The organism is Pedobacter sp. Hv1, assembly GCF_001412215.1.
GTDB lineage: Bacteria > Bacteroidota > Bacteroidia > Sphingobacteriales > Sphingobacteriaceae > Pedobacter.
This window is the reverse complement of record NZ_LLWP01000002.1, coordinates 373,180-392,020: the sequence shown is the minus strand read 5'-3', so window position 1 is coordinate 392,020 and position 18,841 is coordinate 373,180. Positions and strand designations below refer to the sequence as shown.

16 protein-coding genes are annotated in these 18,841 nt (G+C 37.1%); 6 read left to right on the top strand and 10 right to left on the bottom strand.

The window, feature by feature from the left end; all coding sequences use genetic code 11:
- Window positions 1–18 precede the first annotated feature (18 nt).
- Window positions 19–531, top strand: coding sequence for a low affinity iron permease family protein (locus tag AQF98_RS05975; protein WP_055131006.1), 513 nt, complete (start codon window positions 19–21; stop codon window positions 529–531).
- Entirely contained in the window at window positions 497–922 is a 426-nt protein-coding gene (locus AQF98_RS05970; protein WP_055131005.1) for a GNAT family N-acetyltransferase, read from the top strand. The genes AQF98_RS05975 and AQF98_RS05970 overlap by 35 nt, the downstream gene beginning before the upstream one ends.
- Before the next feature lie 35 nt (window positions 923–957).
- On the opposite strand, the gene AQF98_RS05965 is transcribed toward AQF98_RS05970, so the two are convergent.
- The 7 genes from AQF98_RS05965 to AQF98_RS05935 form a co-directional block, all read right to left on the bottom strand.
- The gene (locus AQF98_RS05965) at window positions 958–2,376 is read right to left on the bottom strand and encodes an aminopeptidase P N-terminal domain-containing protein (protein WP_082434919.1); all 1,419 of its coding nucleotides are present in this window, start codon (window positions 2,374–2,376) and stop codon (window positions 958–960) included.
- A 187-nt stretch (window positions 2,377–2,563) separates the two neighbouring features.
- Complete coding sequence (locus tag AQF98_RS05960; protein WP_055131004.1) at window positions 2,564–2,992, bottom strand: GNAT family N-acetyltransferase; 429 nt, start codon at window positions 2,990–2,992, stop codon at window positions 2,564–2,566.
- 124 nt (window positions 2,993–3,116) lie between these two features.
- A complete protein-coding gene (locus AQF98_RS05955) occupies window positions 3,117–3,968 on the bottom strand; it encodes a hydroxymethylglutaryl-CoA lyase (protein ID WP_055131003.1) in 852 nt (283 codons plus the stop codon).
- 291 nt (window positions 3,969–4,259) lie between these two features.
- Window positions 4,260–5,570, bottom strand: coding sequence for an NAD(P)/FAD-dependent oxidoreductase (locus AQF98_RS05950; RefSeq protein WP_055131002.1), 1,311 nt, complete (start codon window positions 5,568–5,570; stop codon window positions 4,260–4,262).
- Between the two features lie 460 nt (window positions 5,571–6,030).
- Complete coding sequence (gene secDF, locus AQF98_RS05945; RefSeq protein ID WP_055131001.1) at window positions 6,031–8,985, bottom strand: protein translocase subunit SecDF; 2,955 nt, start codon at window positions 8,983–8,985, stop codon at window positions 6,031–6,033.
- A gap of 110 nt (window positions 8,986–9,095) precedes the next feature.
- Window positions 9,096–9,584, bottom strand: coding sequence for a dihydrofolate reductase (locus tag AQF98_RS05940; protein ID WP_055131000.1), 489 nt, complete (start codon window positions 9,582–9,584; stop codon window positions 9,096–9,098).
- An 83-nt stretch (window positions 9,585–9,667) separates the two neighbouring features.
- Complete coding sequence (locus AQF98_RS05935) at window positions 9,668–10,462, bottom strand: thymidylate synthase (RefSeq protein ID WP_055130999.1); 795 nt, start codon at window positions 10,460–10,462, stop codon at window positions 9,668–9,670.
- Between the two features lie 137 nt (window positions 10,463–10,599).
- Here AQF98_RS05935 and AQF98_RS05930 point away from each other — a divergent pair, with 137 nt between their 5' ends.
- The 4 genes from AQF98_RS05930 to AQF98_RS05915 all read left to right on the top strand — a co-directional run bounded on the left by AQF98_RS05930 (window position 10,600) and on the right by AQF98_RS05915 (window position 13,811).
- Window positions 10,600–11,184, top strand: a complete 585-nt coding sequence (locus AQF98_RS05930; protein ID WP_055130998.1) for a DUF1287 domain-containing protein — start codon at window positions 10,600–10,602, stop codon at window positions 11,182–11,184.
- Between the two features lie 57 nt (window positions 11,185–11,241).
- The gene (ispE, locus tag AQF98_RS05925) at window positions 11,242–12,045 is read left to right on the top strand and encodes a 4-(cytidine 5'-diphospho)-2-C-methyl-D-erythritol kinase (protein WP_055130997.1); all 804 of its coding nucleotides are present in this window, start codon (window positions 11,242–11,244) and stop codon (window positions 12,043–12,045) included.
- A gap of 78 nt (window positions 12,046–12,123) precedes the next feature.
- Window positions 12,124–12,549: an OsmC family protein gene (locus AQF98_RS05920; RefSeq protein ID WP_055130996.1), complete on the top strand. Its 426-nt coding sequence runs from the start codon at window positions 12,124–12,126 to the stop codon at window positions 12,547–12,549.
- Between the two features lie 92 nt (window positions 12,550–12,641).
- A complete protein-coding gene (locus AQF98_RS05915; RefSeq protein ID WP_055130995.1) occupies window positions 12,642–13,811 on the top strand; it encodes a PLP-dependent aspartate aminotransferase family protein in 1,170 nt (389 codons plus the stop codon).
- Between the two features lie 100 nt (window positions 13,812–13,911).
- Here AQF98_RS05915 and AQF98_RS05910 read toward each other — a convergent pair whose 3' ends face one another.
- The 3 genes from AQF98_RS05910 to AQF98_RS05900 form a co-directional block, all read right to left on the bottom strand.
- Window positions 13,912–14,475: a porin family protein gene (locus AQF98_RS05910; RefSeq protein ID WP_055130994.1), complete on the bottom strand. Its 564-nt coding sequence runs from the start codon at window positions 14,473–14,475 to the stop codon at window positions 13,912–13,914.
- A gap of 906 nt (window positions 14,476–15,381) precedes the next feature.
- Window positions 15,382–15,666: a LapA family protein gene (locus AQF98_RS05905; protein WP_055130993.1), complete on the bottom strand. Its 285-nt coding sequence runs from the start codon at window positions 15,664–15,666 to the stop codon at window positions 15,382–15,384.
- Window positions 15,667–15,670: 4 nt separating this feature from the next.
- On the bottom strand, window positions 15,671–18,454 hold the full coding sequence (locus tag AQF98_RS05900) for a hypothetical protein (RefSeq protein WP_235524173.1): 2,784 nt from the start codon (window positions 18,452–18,454) through the stop codon (window positions 15,671–15,673).
- Between the last annotated feature and the right edge of the window lie 387 nt (window positions 18,455–18,841).

Here is an 18,841-nt window from a genome sequence, read left to right as displayed (position 1 = left end):
AAAACCAATGATATCTTAATGGAAACCAACAATCAAAAGAAAAGCAATCTATTCGAAGATTTTGCCAATGCAGCAACAAAGTTTACCGGAAGTTCTTATGCATTTTTAGCAGCCACTTTCATTGTGGTTTTGTGGGCGCTAACAGGTCCGGTTTTTGATTATTCTGAAACCTGGCAATTGGTGATCAATACGGGAACAACAATTATTACGTTTTTAATGGTGTTTTTGATACAGAAATCCCAAAATAAAGACAGCAAGGCCATTCAGTTAAAATTAAATGAATTGATTGCCGCCCACGAACATGCCAGTAATCGGATGGTAGATATTGAAGACCTAACAGAAATAGAATTGGATCAGTTGCACAAATTTTATGTCACCTTATCGGCTTTGGCCAAAAAGGAAACAGATATCCATTGTTCGCACTCTATTGATGCAGCTGAAGAATTGACCGAATTGAAGTTGAAAAAAATTAAAGGCACTAAAAAGGATAGAAAAGATGGACACACTTCACGTACAAAAAGCAACAACTAAAGAAGAATTGGAAAAGGTATTTGCCATTCGCAAAATTGTTTTTGTGGATGAGCAAAATTGCCCGCCAGAACTAGAATGGGAAAATGAAGATGTTTCGACGCATTTTTTGGCCCTATCAGACCATCATCCCTGTGGTGCATGTAGGTGGCGTAAAACAGAAAAAGGTTACAAACTGGAGCGTTTTGCTGTGCTTAAAGATTTTAGGGGACAGGGCATAGGAAGAGCCTTAATAGCCACAGCTTTAGACGATCTGCCATCTGATGCAGGTTATATCTATTTGAATGCACAATTAGATGCCATGAGCTTGTATGCCAAATTTGGCTTTGTAGCAGAAGGAGAGCAGTTTGAAGAGGCAGGTATCCAACACTTCAAAATGGTAAAAAAAGTTTAGTTTTTTAACCTCCACATTCAAGAATGCGAAATGATCTACTTTGGCGTTTTACCAGACTTTAATGGAGGTAATGTAAAATCGTCTAAAGCACTTTTCATTGCCATTTTCTTTTCAACATCTGCTATGCTTCTTGGTGCAAAAGCAGAAAGTAGCTCGTAACCATCTGGTGTAATTAACAGATCGTCTTCAATACGCACTGCAATACCCCACCATTTTTGATCGCAATCACTATTTGGGGCAATATAAATACCAGGCTCAATAGTCATCACCATATTTGTTTTTAAGGTGTTTGAGTTCGCCCTATCGTGTACATCTAAGCCAATGTGGTGCCCCAGTCCGTGGGTATAATATTTTTTAAAGTCTTTTTTATCTTTAATAATGCCAAGTTTGAATAAGCCTTCGGCAATTACTTCATTAGCAGCACTGCCTGCCTTCGAAAAAGTAGAGCCATCTTTTAACGTTTTAAATGCAGCCTCTTGCGCATCGTAAACGATTTGATAAATGGCTTTTTCATTTGCCGTAAATTTACCATTTGCAGGTATAGTGCGTGTAACATCGGCGGTATAACCATGGTATTCTGCTCCTACATCCATTAAAATCAGAGAATTGCCCACCTTTGTTTTGGTATTGGTTACATAATGCAGGATACAGCCATTTTCGCCAGCACCAATAATAGAACCATAACCCACATTCTCTGCACCATATTTTTTGTGTACAAACTCGTGTAGGCCCTGTATTTCCAGTTCACTCATATTGGCATGTGCTGCTTTCATTACTTCATTTTGTCCTTCGCACGAAATTTCAATGGCCTTACGCAACATGAGCACTTCTTCTGGTGTTTTGATTTCTCTTAATTGACCAGTTAATTTAAAATGCCATTGACCATTTGTGGGTGCCCCATTTGTTTTTTTGATAAAAGAGGCAACCAAACCATTTAATTTATTTGTTTCTGTACCATTGGCACCTACTGGCGGTGGGCTGGCAATAATGGTTTTGAATTTCGAAAAATCAATAGGGAAATCTTTAAAGTCGCTCCCATTAAAAGCCATGCTAATGCCCAATTTTTCTTTAACACCCTCAACCCCTAAGCGTTTACCATTCCAGCTTTCTTGCTGTGGATCTCTTTTCTGTACAAAGAACAGTTCTCTGTAAGTATTGCCTTTGTTATCTGTCTGGGGCTCTTTAAAGATAAACAAAACAGCATCTGGCTCTTTATAACCGGTAAAGTAATAGAGATCTGGATTTTGATGATAGAGATAATCTACATCATTAGAGAAATTGCGGGTAGGGTAGGCAAAAACTGCCATAACCGAATTTTCGGGCATTATTTGGCGTAAAGCCTCTCTACGCCCTGCATGAAATTCTTTACTCAAATAATCTTTTGGTTCAAAATCTTGCGCAAATGAAGCTTGCACAACAAATACCATTACCAGTATGGTAAATATCTTTTTCATTGACATTTTAATTTGTTCGGTTCCTTATTAGTTGATCTAACTAATTTTTAAATATAGGTAAATGAGGTTGTTTTAAAATATTGATATAAAACATTTTACAATTGGAATGGTATCTCTTTGAACTACGGATTAAAATCGCTAACATAGGTTAAAGAAAACATTTCTATGTTGGTGCTGAAATTTGTGATTAGGCCAATTTTTTTGTGAGATAGATCCGTTTGTGTCCTTTTGGAAAGTCCTTAATTTCTCCTATGGCCTCATAACCGTTCTTTAGGTAAAACGCTTCTGCTTGGAAATCAAAAGTGTCGAGCATGGCAATGGTAGCACCTTTTGTTTTGGCAATTGTTTCAGTATGTTTTAATAGTTTCGAACCCAAACCCTTATTTCTATAGCTTTCACTTACCCAAAGAATTTTAATCTCCAAACCGTTCCAATAACCAATACCCGCCAATATGCCAGCAATCTCTTTCCCATCTTCATCTTTGATCACAAATTCTAATGGTGTCCAAACATCAGCTAAGGCGGCAACTTTGCTTAAATTATAAATGTTAATGCCTTCAATAATTTTCTTGATGTTTTCCTTTTCACAAGGTTCGATGATAAATTCGGTTGCCATATTGTTGATGCAGTTAGTCGGGATTTGTAATCCCGATAAGTATAGCTTTTAAATGTGGATTACAAATCCACAGTGTAAGGGTCGAGAAAGCATTTCTCGACCAACATGACTTTTTGGTAAGTTCTTAATGGTTGTCGAATATCTGCGAAGAAAATAGCATGGCCTCATTCCATCTGTCCATATCCAACCCTAAATTTTCACCTTTACTTTGCAGGTAAGCTATCAGGTCTTCTGTAGCCATATTGCCTGTCAAATCATCAGCAGCCATTGGGCAGCCTCCAAAACCTTTCAAGGCACTATCAAAGCGGGTGCAGCCAGCTTGGTAAGCGGCCTCAATTTTTTCTAAACGGGTAAATGGCGTACTGTGCAAGTGAATACCAATTTCTGTATGGTTGAATTTTTGAACCAATGCAGGTAAAATGGTTTTGATTTTTTCTGGGGTAGAAACGCCTGTGGTATCTGCCAACGAAAGTATTTGTACACCGCGGTTAACTAACTCCTCCGCCCATTTTTCTACAATTTCTATATTCCATTCATCGCCATAAGGATTACCAAAACCCATAGATAGGTATACCACAGCTGTTTTGTTATTTTTGTCGCACAAATTGAGCATTTCCTCTACCGTTTGTAAAGATTGGGCAATGCTCGAGTTGGTGTTGCGTTGTTGGAAGGTTTCAGAGATAGAGAAGGGGAAACCGAGGTAAGTGATCTCCTGATGTGTAATGGCTTCTTCTACGCCTCTTAAATTGGCTACAATAGCCAATAGCTTGCTGTTGGTGTTATTTAAATCTAAATTAGCCAATACTTCAGTAGTATCTCGCAACTGCGGAATAGCCTTCGGCGACACAAAACTGCCAAAATCTATTGTGTCAAAACCTACTTTTAACAAAAGGTTGATGTATTCGGTTTTTAATGCAGTGGGTACAAAATCATGTAAACCTTGCATAGCATCACGAGGGCATTCTATTAATTTCATTTTTATTGGTTTAAGTAGGGAATAGTAAATAGTAAATAGAGTTAGTAAAAAGTAGTTAGCACAAAGTATAAAGACTGGCTGGCTAATTAGTTCATTTAAGTAGGAAATAGTAAATAGGGAATAGATTCTATAGTATAAAGTAGTTAGTACAAAGTATAAAGATTTAGTAAAGTATCCCAATTTGGTGAGTATCCTTAACAAACATCACATTTTGTGAATACTTTCAACTTACAACCTGCAACTTTTAACCTATAACGTAAAACTTTTAACTTTCTACTTAAAACTATTTCCTTAACTGCCCCCCAACTCCTGACTTTCGGACTTCTCACTTTTCACAAACGGTCTAATAATTAGTCGGGTTCCTCTGTCGTAACTAAAATAGCTCCACACCCAGTTTACAAAAACTACCAATTTGTTTCTAAAGCCAACCAAGGTCATTAAATGTACAAACATCCAAGTAAACCAAGCAAAAATACCTTGGAAACGGATTTTTTTAATGTCTACAACCGCTCTGTTTCTACCCACAGTGGCCATTGCACCTTTGTCGAAATATGTAAAGTTTGTTGTTGGTTTGCCTTCAATGATATTCACTAGGTTTTTAGCCAATAGTTTTCCCTGTTGTATGGCTGCTGGAGCAACACCTGGGTGGCCGTTGGGTGTTGCTTCGCTAATCATGGCCGCAACATCGCCAATGGCATAGATGTTGGTATACCCTTCAACTCTATTAACCTGATCTACTTTTAAGCGATTGCCTCTAACTACACTTTCGGTTTTTAAGCCTTCTAATACTACACCTTTTACGCCTGCACTCCAAATTACGGTTGATGAAGGGATTGTTCTTCCATCTGCCAATGAAAGGAGCTTGCCATTATACGATTGAACTCTAGCTTCTGTATACACCGTTACGCCCAGCTCTTCTAAAAATTCTTTCGATTTTTGTTGTGCCTGAACAGACATGGCTCCCAACAATTCTGGAGAACCTTCTATTAAATAAATATTAACCTTATGGATATCCAGTTCGGCGTAATCATTTTTTAAAACATGTTTTTTAAGTTCGGCAAGTGCACCAGCAGTTTCAACACCTGTTGGTCCGCCACCAACTACCACAAAATTTAACAATTCGGCTTCACTCTGTGCATCGTGGGCAATTAACGAAGCTTCCAAGTTTTGTAAAATCAGGCTACGCAGGTTAAGTGCTTCTGGTATTGATTTCATGGGCATGGCATTGTGCTCAATTTCTGCCTGACCAAAAAAATTGCTGGTAGATCCTGTTGCAATCACCAAATGATCATAATGGATAGCGCCAATGGTAGTTAATAATTTGTTCTCTTCTGGAATTACCTTTTCTACCTCAGTAACCCTGAAAGTTAAATTTTTTTGCCCTTTAAATATCTTTCTAATTGGAAAAGCAATGGAGTCGGCTTCTAGACCCCCAGTTGCCACTTGGTAGAGCAGTGGCTGAAAAGTATGGTAATTGTGCTTGTCTAGAATGACCACTTCTACGTTTTCGTTGCGAAGTTTTTTTGCTAATTCAATCCCTCCAAATCCCCCTCCAACAATAACTATTTTTTGTTTTCCGTTTTCCATACTTGATAAACTCATGAGCTTGGCATTTAGTTTAACAAATATAGTAAGTTCCTTAGCCAATACTGCTTAAACCAGTTTAAGAAACGACGATTTATTCTTCAGATTAATGCCATAATTCTTGATTCTGCTTGCCAAGGATGATCACCTTTTCCAATGTAATTAAAATCATGTTTTTTTAAGGGATGCCTTTATAGTCAGCACTAATTTTAACCCTACTGAGGGGAGAGTTTAAGCCAAAAGCCAATGACGTGGTTTAATAAACCCGATTGAATGAATGCCATTTTTTATGGCAGTAAGGAAAGCGGGGCAGAGGTTAGCGATGAAAAACTGACATTCGTTTACTAAACCCAATTAGATATTTTATTGTTTTGAATTGCCACTCATTTAAAGTGTTGATTGTGATACCTAGGGCAAATGCTAGGAAACAAAAAAAGCCCCGAAACTTTCGGGGCTTTGTCTTTTATAAAAGGTTAAGCTATTTGCTTGCCTCTTTTTTTGATAAATCGATTACGATAGGGGTAGAGATACATAATGATGAGTAAGTACCAATGATACGACCAATCAATAAGGCAAATATAAACCCACGGATACTATCACCACCAAAAATGAAGATTACCATTAACACGAAGAATACGGTTAATGAAGTTAGGATAGTACGACTTAAAGTACTGTTCAAAGCAAAGTTGATCAAAGTATCGCGTTCTTTACCATATACATCTACTTTACCACTTTCTGCTAATTTCTCACGGATACGGTCAAATACAACAACTGTCTCTGTCATGGTATAACCCATTACCGTTAAGATAGCCGCAATAAAATCTTGTCCAATTTCTAGAGGGAAAGGCAATACACCATCTAAAATGGTATAGAATGAAAGTACCAATAACACGTCGTGGAACAATGCGATAACCGCACCTAAACCATACTGCCATTTTCTGAAACGTACCAAGATGTAGATAAACATTACCACACAAGAGAACAAGATTGCTCCATAAGCGCCGTAGATGATATCACTAGCAATGGTAGGAGTTACTTTTTGTGAACTTTCGATGCTGTATTTAGTACCCAATTCATCTAAACCTTTTCTCAATGCACCTTCAACAACTTTATCAGCATTCTGATCTTGATCGTTGATATGGAAAGGAGTAGTGATTTTTAATGAATTGTCTGTACCAGCAGTTTTAACTAAAGCTTCTTCTCCATCAAATTTTTCTACCAATTTCTTAGAAACATCTTCGGTATTCATCTGTTTGTCAAACTTCACCATGTAAGTTCTACCACCTTTAAAGTCAACACCTAAATGTAAACCGTCATTTTTAACGTAGAAACCGATACCGGCAACAATGATCAATGATGAAATGATATAATAAAGCTTTCTGTGTCCAACAAAGTTGAAGGCAATATTTTTGAATGCATTTCTAGTTACACTGTTATCAAACGAGATGTTTGCTTTTTTGCTCAACAAGCTATCGAAGATTACTCTTGAAATTAACACAGCTGCAAACAATGAAGTAACAATACCCACACATAAAGTAGTAGCGAAACCTTGAACAGGTCCTGTACCGAATATGAATAGAATGATACCCAAGATAAACAAGGTTACGTTCGAGTCAATGATTGATGACATAGCGTGTTTGAAACCTTCTTTGATAGATACGGCTGTACTCTTACCTTGTGCAAGCTCTTCACGTACACGCTCAAAGATCAAAATGTTCGCATCTACTGATAAACCAATGGTTAATACGATACCGGCAATACCAGGCAAGGTTAACACGGCACCAAATGCAGCGAGTACCCCCATAATAAAGAAGAGGTTGATCACCAACGCAAGGTTGGCCACCCATCCGGCTTTACTGTAATATAAAGCCATAAATACCAAGATCACGATAAAGGCAATTACAAACGACCATAAACCGCTTTCGATAGCTTGTTGACCTAATGAAGGACCAACTACATAATCTGAAGCAATTTTAGCAGGTGCAGGTAATTTACCAGCTTTTAAGATGTTGGCTAAATCTTTAGTGTCTTCTAAGGTAAAGCTACCAGAGATTGAAGAAACACCATTCGGAATTTCATTCTGTACTGTTGGTGCAGAATAAACCGTATTATCTAATACAATAGCAATTGCTTTTTTATTGTTTGGATCTGCAGAAGCATCAGCAGTAATCTTTTTCCATTTTGCAGCACCATCGCTGTTCATGTACATGGTTACTTCTGGTCTGTTTTTTTGATCGTAACCTTGTATAGCGTTAGAAACAGCATCACCACCTAAAGAAGGTCTTCCATCTAAAGAAGTAACTTTAATTGCATACAATTCATAAACCTTGCTGCCTTCCATTGGTTTAAGGCTCCACATGAATTTAAGTGTATTCGGAATTAAAGGTTTGATTTCTGGTCTAGCAAAATAAGCTTTTACTTTAGCAGTATCTTTTTGTAATACCCAAGCTACAACTGGTCCTGGACGTAAAGCTTGTTGTCCATTTTCTGCTTGGTAAGTAGGAATACTTAAAACGCTATATAAAGGATTGTTTTTAGCAGCATCTGCTTTTTTACCAGCAGCAGTAGTATCTTTTGCTGCAGTTTTAGTCAATCCTGCTAATTTACCACCTTTTTTAGCGGTGTCAGCAGCATTTGTGCTTGCTGCAGTAGCAGTAGTATCTTTTACAGTTAATGCAAGTGTTTTATTGATGTTTTCTAAAATACCAACAACTTCATCATTTTGATAAACTTGCCAGAATTGTAGTTCAGCAGAACCTTGTAATAATTTACGTACGCGTTCTTTATCTTGTACACCTGGCATCTCAATAAAGATTCTGTTAGAACCTTCTTGTTTTTGCATGTTAGGTGCAACAACTCCAAAACCATCAATACGGCTACGAAGAATAGTGAACGAACGATCAATCGCACTGTTACCTTCTTTACTTAAGAATTTTTTAACATCTGCATTGCTTGCATTGGCTTTTAACTGTTCAGTATTATCTTGAGTAGCAAAAAAATCAGCTAGTTTGCCATTTGGCGCAAGTTTTTCGTATTCATTTACAAAGATGGTAACGAAATCTTTTCCGCCAGCATTCATTTGTGTTTGTGCATTTGATAAAGCTTGGTTAAAAGTAGCATCGTTGGTGTTGTTAGCCAAAGATTTGGTCAACTCTGCCAATGAAATCTCCATTGTAACGTTCATCCCGCCTTTTAAATCAAGACCAAGGTTAATTTCTTTACCTTTTACTTGTTGATAGGTTAAACCTAAAACTGGATAAACTGGCACGGTGGCCATTGAATCTAGATAAGCTTTTTCTTTAACTGCATCGCCTTTGGCAAACGCTTTAGCGTCTTTTTCTACATTGTATGTAACCAGATTAAACGAGAGAGAATACAGACAGACAATACCCAATAGTATTGCCATAAATTTAATAAAACCTTTACCTTGCATTTGTTTGTAATTATTTTTTTCTATAGTGCTGTTTTTTAAACAAGTCGGCAAATCTAATTATTTTTTTAAATAATAGGACTTCTTATTGTAATTTTATTAAGGAAGTTTAACTATTTGCGTTCTAATGTCGAAAAAGTGTAAGCTACACTATTTTTTTCATCCGCTTCGTGATATTCTTGATGTATTGTTGTCCACTCATTTTCATTCAGTTCCGGAAAAAATGCATCGGCCTCATATTGCTGATGCACCACGGTAAGATAGATACAATTGGTAAGTGGGAGTGCATGTTTGTAAATCTCTGCCCCGCCGATAATAAAAACCTCGTTTTCGTTGGCACAAAGTGAAATTGCTTCGGCAATACTACTTACCACCTCTACACCTGCAATGAGCAGTTCTTTGTTTCGGGTAATGACTATGTTTCGTCTATTGGGTAAGGGCCTGCCAATAGAATCGTAAGTTTTACGACCCATAATAATTGGGTGCCCAGTTGTAATTTCTTTAAAATGTTTCAGATCGGCAGGTAAATGCCATAACAATTGATTGTCTTTGCCAATGGCATTATTGGCTGAAATGGCAACTACGATGGATATTTTGTTCATTTATTAGAGAATTGCGTCATTGCGAGGCACGAAGCAATCTTAAAGCGAAATAGATTGCTTCGTGCCTCGCAATGACGATGTGATTAAACCGCTACAGCACCTTTGATATGTGGATGTGGGTCGTAATTTTTTAAGGTAAAGTCTTCAAATTTAAATTGGAAGATATCTTTCACATCTGGGTTAATTTCCATTACCGGAAGCGGTTTTGGATCTCTACTCAATTGCAAACGAGCCTGCTCAATATGGTTATTGTACAAATGGGCATCGCCAAGGGTATGGATAAAATCGCCATAGCCCAAACCGCACACCTGAGCCACCATCATGGTTAACAAAGCATAAGAGGCAATATTAAAAGGTACCCCTAAAAAGATATCAGCACTGCGTTGATACAGTTGGCAGCTCAGTTTGCCATCGGCTACATAAAACTGAAAAAAAGCATGGCATGGGGGTAAAGCCATGTTTTCTACTTCGGCCACGTTCCATGCAGATACAATGATCCTTCTAGAATCGGGGTTGTTTTTAATCGTATTAATGATTTGGGCAATCTGATCAATTTTATCGCCATCTGGTTTTGGCCATGAGCGCCATTGCGAACCATATACAGGACCAAGGTCTCCGTTTTCATCAGCCCATTCGTCCCAGATTTTTACCCCATTATCTTTAAGGTACTTGATATTTGTATCGCCACTTAAAAACCAGATCAGTTCGTGAATAATAGATTTAAGGTGCAATTTCTTAGTGGTTACCATCGGAAAACCATCTTGTAAGTTAAAACGCATCTGATAACCGAAAACACTAATGGTTCCGGTGCCTGTACGATCGTGTTTTTGTGTGCCATGGTCTAGCACATGCTGCATTAAATCTAAATATTGTTTCATACCCACCTCGCGCTTAAAGCGCTTTATTATTATTTATACAAAACTAAAAATTTAAACAATCGCTTTTTCCACATTGTGTAATTTTTTCAATCCCACAAAATTAAATTAGATTTGAGGCACATTTAAGCCTATTCCTAATGTCGAAAAAAATAACCCTACTGTTTGTTCTTTCGTTGGTAACATTGAGTGGTTTCGCACAATCTGCACAAGCATTAAAATTGGCCGATGCTGGGCTTGCCCTTACCAAACAGAAAGTAGTTTACGATCCTGCTTACTTTAAAATTCCTTATCCCAATGGCGATGTACCCGTAGGGAAAGGTGTTTGTACCGATGTGGTGATTAGGGCCTATCGTACTTTGGGTATCGACCTGCAAAAGAATGTACACGAAGACATGAAGCCTAATTTTAAGCTTTATCCTAAAGATTGGGGCAGAAGAACTACGGATACCAATATCGATCATAGAAGAGTGTATAACCTGATGGTGTTCTTTGGGCGTAAAGGTGTAAAAAAAGCAATGAGCAAAATTGCAACTGATTATTTACCCGGTGACATTGTGTGTTGGAATTTAAGTGGAAACATGTCGCACATTGGTTTGGTGATCAATAAAAAATCTGCCGATGGTAAGCGATATCTTATTGTACATAATATAGGTAACGGACAAGAAGTTTCTGATTGTTTGTTCTCTTGGAAAATTATAGGACACTACCAATACAAAATTTAGTTTAATACCTTTGACCAGAAAATCTAATGTCGTCAATCTAAAACCGTCAATCAAAGGATGCTTGCTTTTGCCAATGCTAAAATCAATTTAGGCTTATTGCTTACCGAAAAACGGGCTGATGGTTACCATAATCTTCAAACTGTGTTTTATCCGGTTAAGCTATATGATGTGGTAGAACTCATCGACGCAACGCATACCAGTTGCATTATCAAAGGCATTACCATACCGGGCAATACAGAAGATAACATTTGTTTGAAGGCTTTTAGGACTTTACAAACTGATTTTAATTTGCCAAACCAGCAAATTGTATTGCTCAAAAATATTCCGGTAGGGGCAGGTTTAGGAGGAGGTTCTGCAGATGCAGCCTTTTTAATTAAACTGGTAAATGAGAAATTTAAGCTGGGATTAACAGTTGCACAATTAGAAGACTATGCTCGAGCCTTAGGGGCAGATTGCGCTTTTTTTATTGCCAATAAACCTACCTATGCTTATGCCAAGGGCGATGAATTTGAAACTGTTGAAATAGACCTTTCGGCTTATTTTATGGTGCTAGTTAAACCAGCTATTCATGTATCAACAGCAGTAGCTTACCAGAATGTAAAAGTTAAACAACCTTCAACATCGTTAAAAGATTTAATACATTTGCCTTTAAGTAGATGGAAAGGCCAAATTTTGAATGATTTTGAAGAATCTGTTTTTGAGCAATATCCAGAAATTGACGAAATAAAAACAAAGCTTTATGCCGCAGGTGCTACTTTTGCGCTCATGAGCGGCAGCGGATCTTCTGTTTTTGCCATTTTCGAAAAAGCTGTTCAACTACCAGAACTGGAAAAAGAGCATATGGTCTTTTATAATATATGATTTGAGGTGTAGGGTAGAAGGTTTAAGGCGTAAGGTCTAAATACTAACTACTAGATACTAACTACTAAATACTAATAAATGGAAATAAACTTAATTCGCAAGAGCGGGAAATTTAACTTTGAGGCAAGCAACGAAAATGGTTTTACTGTTGAGTTAGATGCCAAACCAGCTATTGGTGGCGAAGGCAAAGGATTTAGACCTATGGAAACGTTATTAGTAGGTTTAGGAGGATGTAGTGGAATAGATGTAGTGAATGTTTTAACCAAGCAAAAAGAACCACTAGACGATATAAAAATCAGCATTAAAGCCACTAGAAAAGATGAAGAAATGCCACCTATATTTGATGTAATTGATATCCATTTTGATTTATTTGGAGATTTAAGTGCGCAAAAAGTAGAGAGGGCCCTACAAATGACTTTTGATAAATACTGCTCAGTGTCTAACATACTTGGCCGCTCTGCAACTATAAATTTTACCTATACAATTAATAACAGTAATAAGTAGTAAGTATAAAGTAGCAAGACAAATTTTCAAACTCTTGATACTTGATACTCACATCTTGATACTTATAATATAGATACTTGATACTACAGAATATGAAATCCGAAAACTTCGAAACCATTGCTATCCGTACACAAACAGAAAGAAGTAGCCACAAAGAGCATTCTTCTGCAATTTATTTAACCTCAAGCTATAAGTTTGACGATGCGGAAGAAATGCGTGCACTTTTTGCAAATGAAAAAGAAGGCAATGTATACAGTCGCTATTCTAATCCCAACACCTCAGAGTTTATAGAGAAAATGTGTCTTTTAGAAGGAGCAGAAGACGGCTTTGCTACAGCTACGGGTATGGCCTCTATTTTTACCACATTTGGTGCTTTTTTGAAAAGTGGAGATCATATTGTTTCCAGTCGTTCGGTTTTTGGTTCTACCCATCAGTTACTTACCAATGTATTTTCTAAATGGGGGGTAACTTTCGATTATGCCGATTTGGATAAACCTCAAGATTGGGAAGCTTTAATTCAGCCTAATACCAAAATCATATTTGTAGAAACCCCATCAAACCCAGGGATCGATATTATTGACCTAGAGTTTTTAGCTGGCTTGGCCAAAAAACACAATGTGTTATTGGTGGTTGACAATTGTTTTGCTACACCTTACCTACAACAACCCATTAAATTAGGTGCACATATCTCTATCCACTCGGCTACAAAATATATAGACGGACAAGGCCGTGTATTAGGTGGTATTATTTTGGGTAGTAAAGCCTTAATTACAGAAGTAATGAATTTTGCACGCCACAGTGGTCCTTCCTTATCGCCTTTTAATGCTTGGGTTTTATCTAAAAGTTTAGAAACCTTGGCTGTGCGTATGGACAGACATTGCGAAAATGCCTTAAAAGTTGCTGAGTATTTAGAAAACCATCCAAAAATTAAATTGGTGAAGTATCCTTTCTTAGCCTCTCATCCACAATATGAGATTGCTAAAAAGCAGATGAAACAAGGTGGTGGTATTGTAACCATTGTTGTACAAGGAGGGGTTGAAGGGGCTCGCAAGTTTATAGATGGACTAAAAATGTTCTCTATTTCTGCCAACCTGGCCGATACCCGTTCAATTGCTACACACCCAGCAACCAGTACACACAGTAAACTAACAGAAGAACAACGTTTAGAAGTAGGTATTGAGCAAGGTTCAGTGCGTTTATCAATTGGTTTAGAGCATATCAATGATATTTTAGCAGATATTGAAGGTGCTTTAAACAGTTAATTGTTGGCAAGAATCCTTTACAAGCATATAAAATAAAGAAGCTATATCAAAAAGGGAGCACAGTACTGTGCTCCCTTTTCTTTTTCTTGAAAATGTTAGCTTAAAATATTTTTAAACCAACAGAAAGGTTAAATAAGCCTGTTTTTGTATCTAGCCCCTTGTTGATTTTTGTTAAACCCCTGCTGTATCTTGCATCAATGGTTAGGTTGCCAATGTCAACTCCGGCATTGATTACCCCACCAGCGTTTAGCTTTTTATAATCAAACCCTGCTGGGCCTTCTGCTTTGTTAAGGGTATAGTTGATATCAGGGCCTGCCGAAATTCTAAAGTTGAGTGCTTCAGTATTGATGATCTTATAACCAACCATAAGAGGTAAATTTAATTGATGAAATTTAGGTTTATAGCTGTTTGAGGCATAGTTATAAGCACTCTTAAAGGTTACATAGTTAAATTCTGGTTGAAAGTAAAGGTTTTTGCCTACTCTGGCAAATGCACCGAAATTGTAACCTACTTTTCCTTCTTTATTGGTTACACTCTTTAAGCTAGTTGGCATTGTAGCATAGTTTAAACCAGCTTTTATACCAAAATCTACCGTTTGTGCTTTTACTGCACCTGCTGTTGCCATTAGAATAGCAGCCATTAAATAAAACTTGTTAGTTTTCATAATTTTCACTTTGAATAATTGAATGTTGTTTTTGTAATTTGATAGTATGACAACGATCTAGGTTTTTACCCCTACTTAATTAAAAAATAAATTATACTCTTGTCAGTCTGAGCCTGTCGAAAACCTCTTGATAGAAGATTTTGATACTTTGTTAAACTTAGCTATATGTGACAGTGGTGAGTTGCAGGTAATGTGTAAAAGGTTCAAATCTGTTAACCTCCGACTTCACACATCTGACTAATTACACTAATAATGAAATAGAAAATGGGGAATAGGAAATAGTTGGGGATCGAATGAACAAATGATACTAATGAACAATTAAGTTAATGAACCAATAACCTAATCTATTCCCTATTCCCTATTTCCAATTCACTATTCCCTACTTGGTACTTAAATTTCACATCTCAATAACAGATGGATCAGGAAACGAATGTCAGTAGTTCTTGGCCAACACAGTCCTGCCTGCCTGCGGTAGGCAGGCTTTTCGCTTTACTTCGCCTTCGGCTTCGTGCTCGCTCCAATCAGGTTTAATTGACAAGGTATTGTGCTAGGACAAGTCAAAGTTCAAAAGAGGTACTGTCTTCTGTTAGCTAAACCCGATGGCAGCGGCACGCAGTAAAGCGTACAGCGGGACTATTGGAAGCGAAACGCCACAGGTACTGCTTTTCTGAATAAAGAATAACAAATGTTTTTAATAAATGAGGAAACGAATGTTAGTAGTTCTTGGCAAAATGAGCCCTGCTTTCCGCTTTACTTCGCCTGCGGCTTCGTGCTCGCTTCAATCAGGTTTAATTGACAAGGGTGTTGCTTTTCTGATTTAAAGTAATGAACTATCTATTCTCTATTTACAATTCCCTATTCCCTACTTAAACTAATGAACGATTGAACTAATGACTAATGAACTACCTAGCTAATATAATCCCTATCCTCGTCGCTTAACGTAGATTTGTTTTCTGTTGCGGTATAACCTTTTTCAATTTCCGGATCGTAGCTGCTCACTGTCTTTTTCGGTCTACCAACTAAAAAACCAAGAATAAATCCAATCACAATACAAACCCCAATTACCACAAGTTTTGATATGGGCACATTGTCAACAATAATAAAATCGAAGTCTACAGCCTCACGATTAACCATTAAAAAGATAGTCAACAATGCGGTAACAGCAATCACAAAAATGGTTTTGGTTTTCATAAGCTTAAAAACTATAGTTAAAAATGAATTCTAATATAGGGTTTTGATTGTAGGTTTTATTGACAAAGATAACTCTTGCGCCTAAATCAACAACAGGCTGATAGCGTAAAAGGTTTAAACTACTGCGTAATTCGAAACCATAAGTTTTGGGTTGGGTTAAATTAGTTTCATGGCCAATGTTTTCGTAATGGCTAAAAATACCCCCTCTAATATTCCTGATATAAGCCAAAGAACCAATCTCAGCATCGGGAAAAGCAATTGGAAAACGATAGTTCAATAAAAAAGTATTCTTCAGCTCACTCTTTGCTTTAATCTGGTTGTAACCGTAAACCGTAGTAATTTCGTTATTTGTGGTAAATGTGCCACTTGCTTTTCGGTAATTGAAGCTAGCCATAAACGAATGGTTTTTGGCTAGGCCAGGAAAGTAAAAATAACTTCCAAAAGCAAAAAGTTGTCCTTTCCGGTTCTGATCAAATGGTAAGTTGAAATAACTTAAGCTAATGGTCTGTGCAAATTTAGGAGCAATATCTCGCTCTGCGGTTCTTAAGCTATGGCCCAAAACCAATTGGTAATTCATCGGAAATTTAATTGTTCTACTAAACAACGAAGCTTCTGTGGTATTGAAATTTCTGATGGTGTAACTGGTGTTAACTTCTGCAAATAAGCTAAAATTATTATTATAGGCATTAACACTCAAAGGTAAGCTGGCTTTAAGGTCGATGTAATTTTCTCTCCAATTGGCTTGTTTGATGTCTTCTTTAACTTTATAAAATGATGATCTTGGTCTGTTTTTATAAGTGATGCTGAAAATAGGATAGAGGCTTTTGAAATTAAAACCTGCGTTGTACTCCATTTTTCTTAAATCATTATTGTAACTAAATCCAGCATACAGATCAAGGTTGTTCAACAGGTCGTTAGATTTGATTCTTAAGCCCGGTCTGTCATTTTCGTCAATATTTGGACTTATACTATGGAAATTAAATAGATTGGCCATCGGGCGATAAGGCTTCGATTCGAAAATGCTGTCAGGTACTTTTTCAAAAACATTGCCAGTGTGCTCTTGTTTTTCGGCAGCCGCTCCAAAATAAACAAAATGATCAGCTTGGACTTCTTTTTCTACTAAAGGACTTTTGGCCACATCATATCCCGTTAATTGGAAGTTGTTAAAAAAGATAGATTTTTGGTCTAAGGATAAGCTTACATTAAAGGCGCCGTATTTTGCGGCCGTTAGCGCCGTTATTTTTTTTGAAGCAAGGCTTACGTTGTAAATATTGTTTACGCCGCTTAAATGAGCGTTAAATGCGATCTGGTCGTTAATAAATACTGGCCTGCCTAATTGCTGATTGCTCTCTGGAATCAATTGCTCAGTTTTACCATCCTGAGTTAACAACCAAAGTGCTTTCCCTTTTTCACTTACGGATACATAAGTGAGTTGAGAGCCATCTTGGTTAAGTGCTGGTGTTTGTAAGATTAGGTTTGTTGGATTTGGGTAAGTTTGAATAATGTTTCCAGTTTGTGGGTCAATTGCAACTAAATTGCATTTGTTGCTCAGATCAATCTGTACGGCGATTAATTTTTTGCCATCGCCGGAAAGCGTAGGAGAGAACAGCCTGCTTTTAAAAGTAAGTTGTTTACGTTTTTTGGTAATGAGGTCGTAACTGCAGATTACGCTATAGCTGCGTTGTTTGTAGCGAGGGTCGAACCTAATCTCATCCCAAACCAAAAGGTTGTTAGCGTAACTATACCAAGCCTGTTCTTGATAAGCAATTTCGGTTAATTTTTTTTCACGGCCATCAGCATCAATCACAACAAAAGCTGGTGGTGTTGATTTGCTTTGTTTAAGGGTAAGAATTTGGTTGGGGGCAATTTCTGTAGGCAGGTAATAATTGGTTACATATTTCGCAGCCTTGTTCAGGCTCTTGTAATTTTCACTTTGGTTTTGTTGGTCTTGTGCCTGCCAATCTCTTTGCAATTTTTCGATTGTGTTTTTGTAGTAAGCATTGGTGTTGAAGCCTGTGATTTTTTTTAGCGTTTGCGAAAAAGGATAAAAACGAAGTGGGTGATTTCTGATTTCGGTAATCAAGCTATCAACAATGTTTTTGCCAAAGCTTGCTCTCAAGTTTGAAGTCAATAAATACCCGAGTTGATAGTAGCCCGGTGTTTGGTCTTTGGCCGAACCAAAGTAAGCTTTTGAATAAGAAAATTTCTGGCCATTTAGGAGTGAAGTTCTAAAGGGCATGATCCAAGATGGCTGCCTTCCTCTACCCGCATTGGTGAGCGATGTTTCGGTACTTACCGCATCTCCTTCGAAGAACCAAGTTGGTATGGTAATGCCCATGTAGGCAAAGTAAATTTCTTCAGAAAGAAAGAGTGATTTTCCGTTGGTGATTTTGTCAAATTGTGCCACATGCCTCAGCTCATGAACAGCCAAATTATTGAGCCAATCTTGACTGTCAAATTGCTGCGGTGGAGTGGTGTTAAATTGCGACTTTTTTGGGGCCAATTGAACAAAGCCATTTGCCAGCATTCCACGGTTTTGAAACACGATTGGAATGGTGGTTTTTTGACGATTTAAACTGGCACCTACATAAGGGTAAATAAAGCCAATGGTATTGGCCATTCTTTGAGCGTCTTTTTCTAGCTCGGTAGGGTAGATGATTTTAAAGCCCCCATTATTTATTTGCCTCCATTTTACACTAAGTGGGTTTTGTTCACTGTCGAAAATTTGCGAAAAACAGGTATGTGATATAAAGCTTAAAATAAAACAACTTAATATGCTGATTTTCATTTTTATATGTTGTTTTATTGGTGTCATTGTAATGGTTTGCTAATATTTTTAGTTTTTAAACAATTTAAAGAATTAATTGAGGTGATTTTTTAATTTAAACTATGTTTATTAAGTTATTGATTTTTAATAAAATATAATTTTTATATAAATCTGTAAAATCCTTTATTTTTTGATATAAATTTGAATTTTTAGGCTTTAAAAGGATCATTTCGTTTTACTTTATGAAGATTTTAAAACCTGTTGTTAAGGTACACTTATTAAGTCGTTTTTAAAGCATTTTTTTTGCTTAATTTTTTTAACATGTATACGGTTTTGTTGAAAAGCTTGTGAAAATTTGCATGCTATAGCTAAAGAAAATAGGCGAAATTACGCAGCTATTTCGGTTAT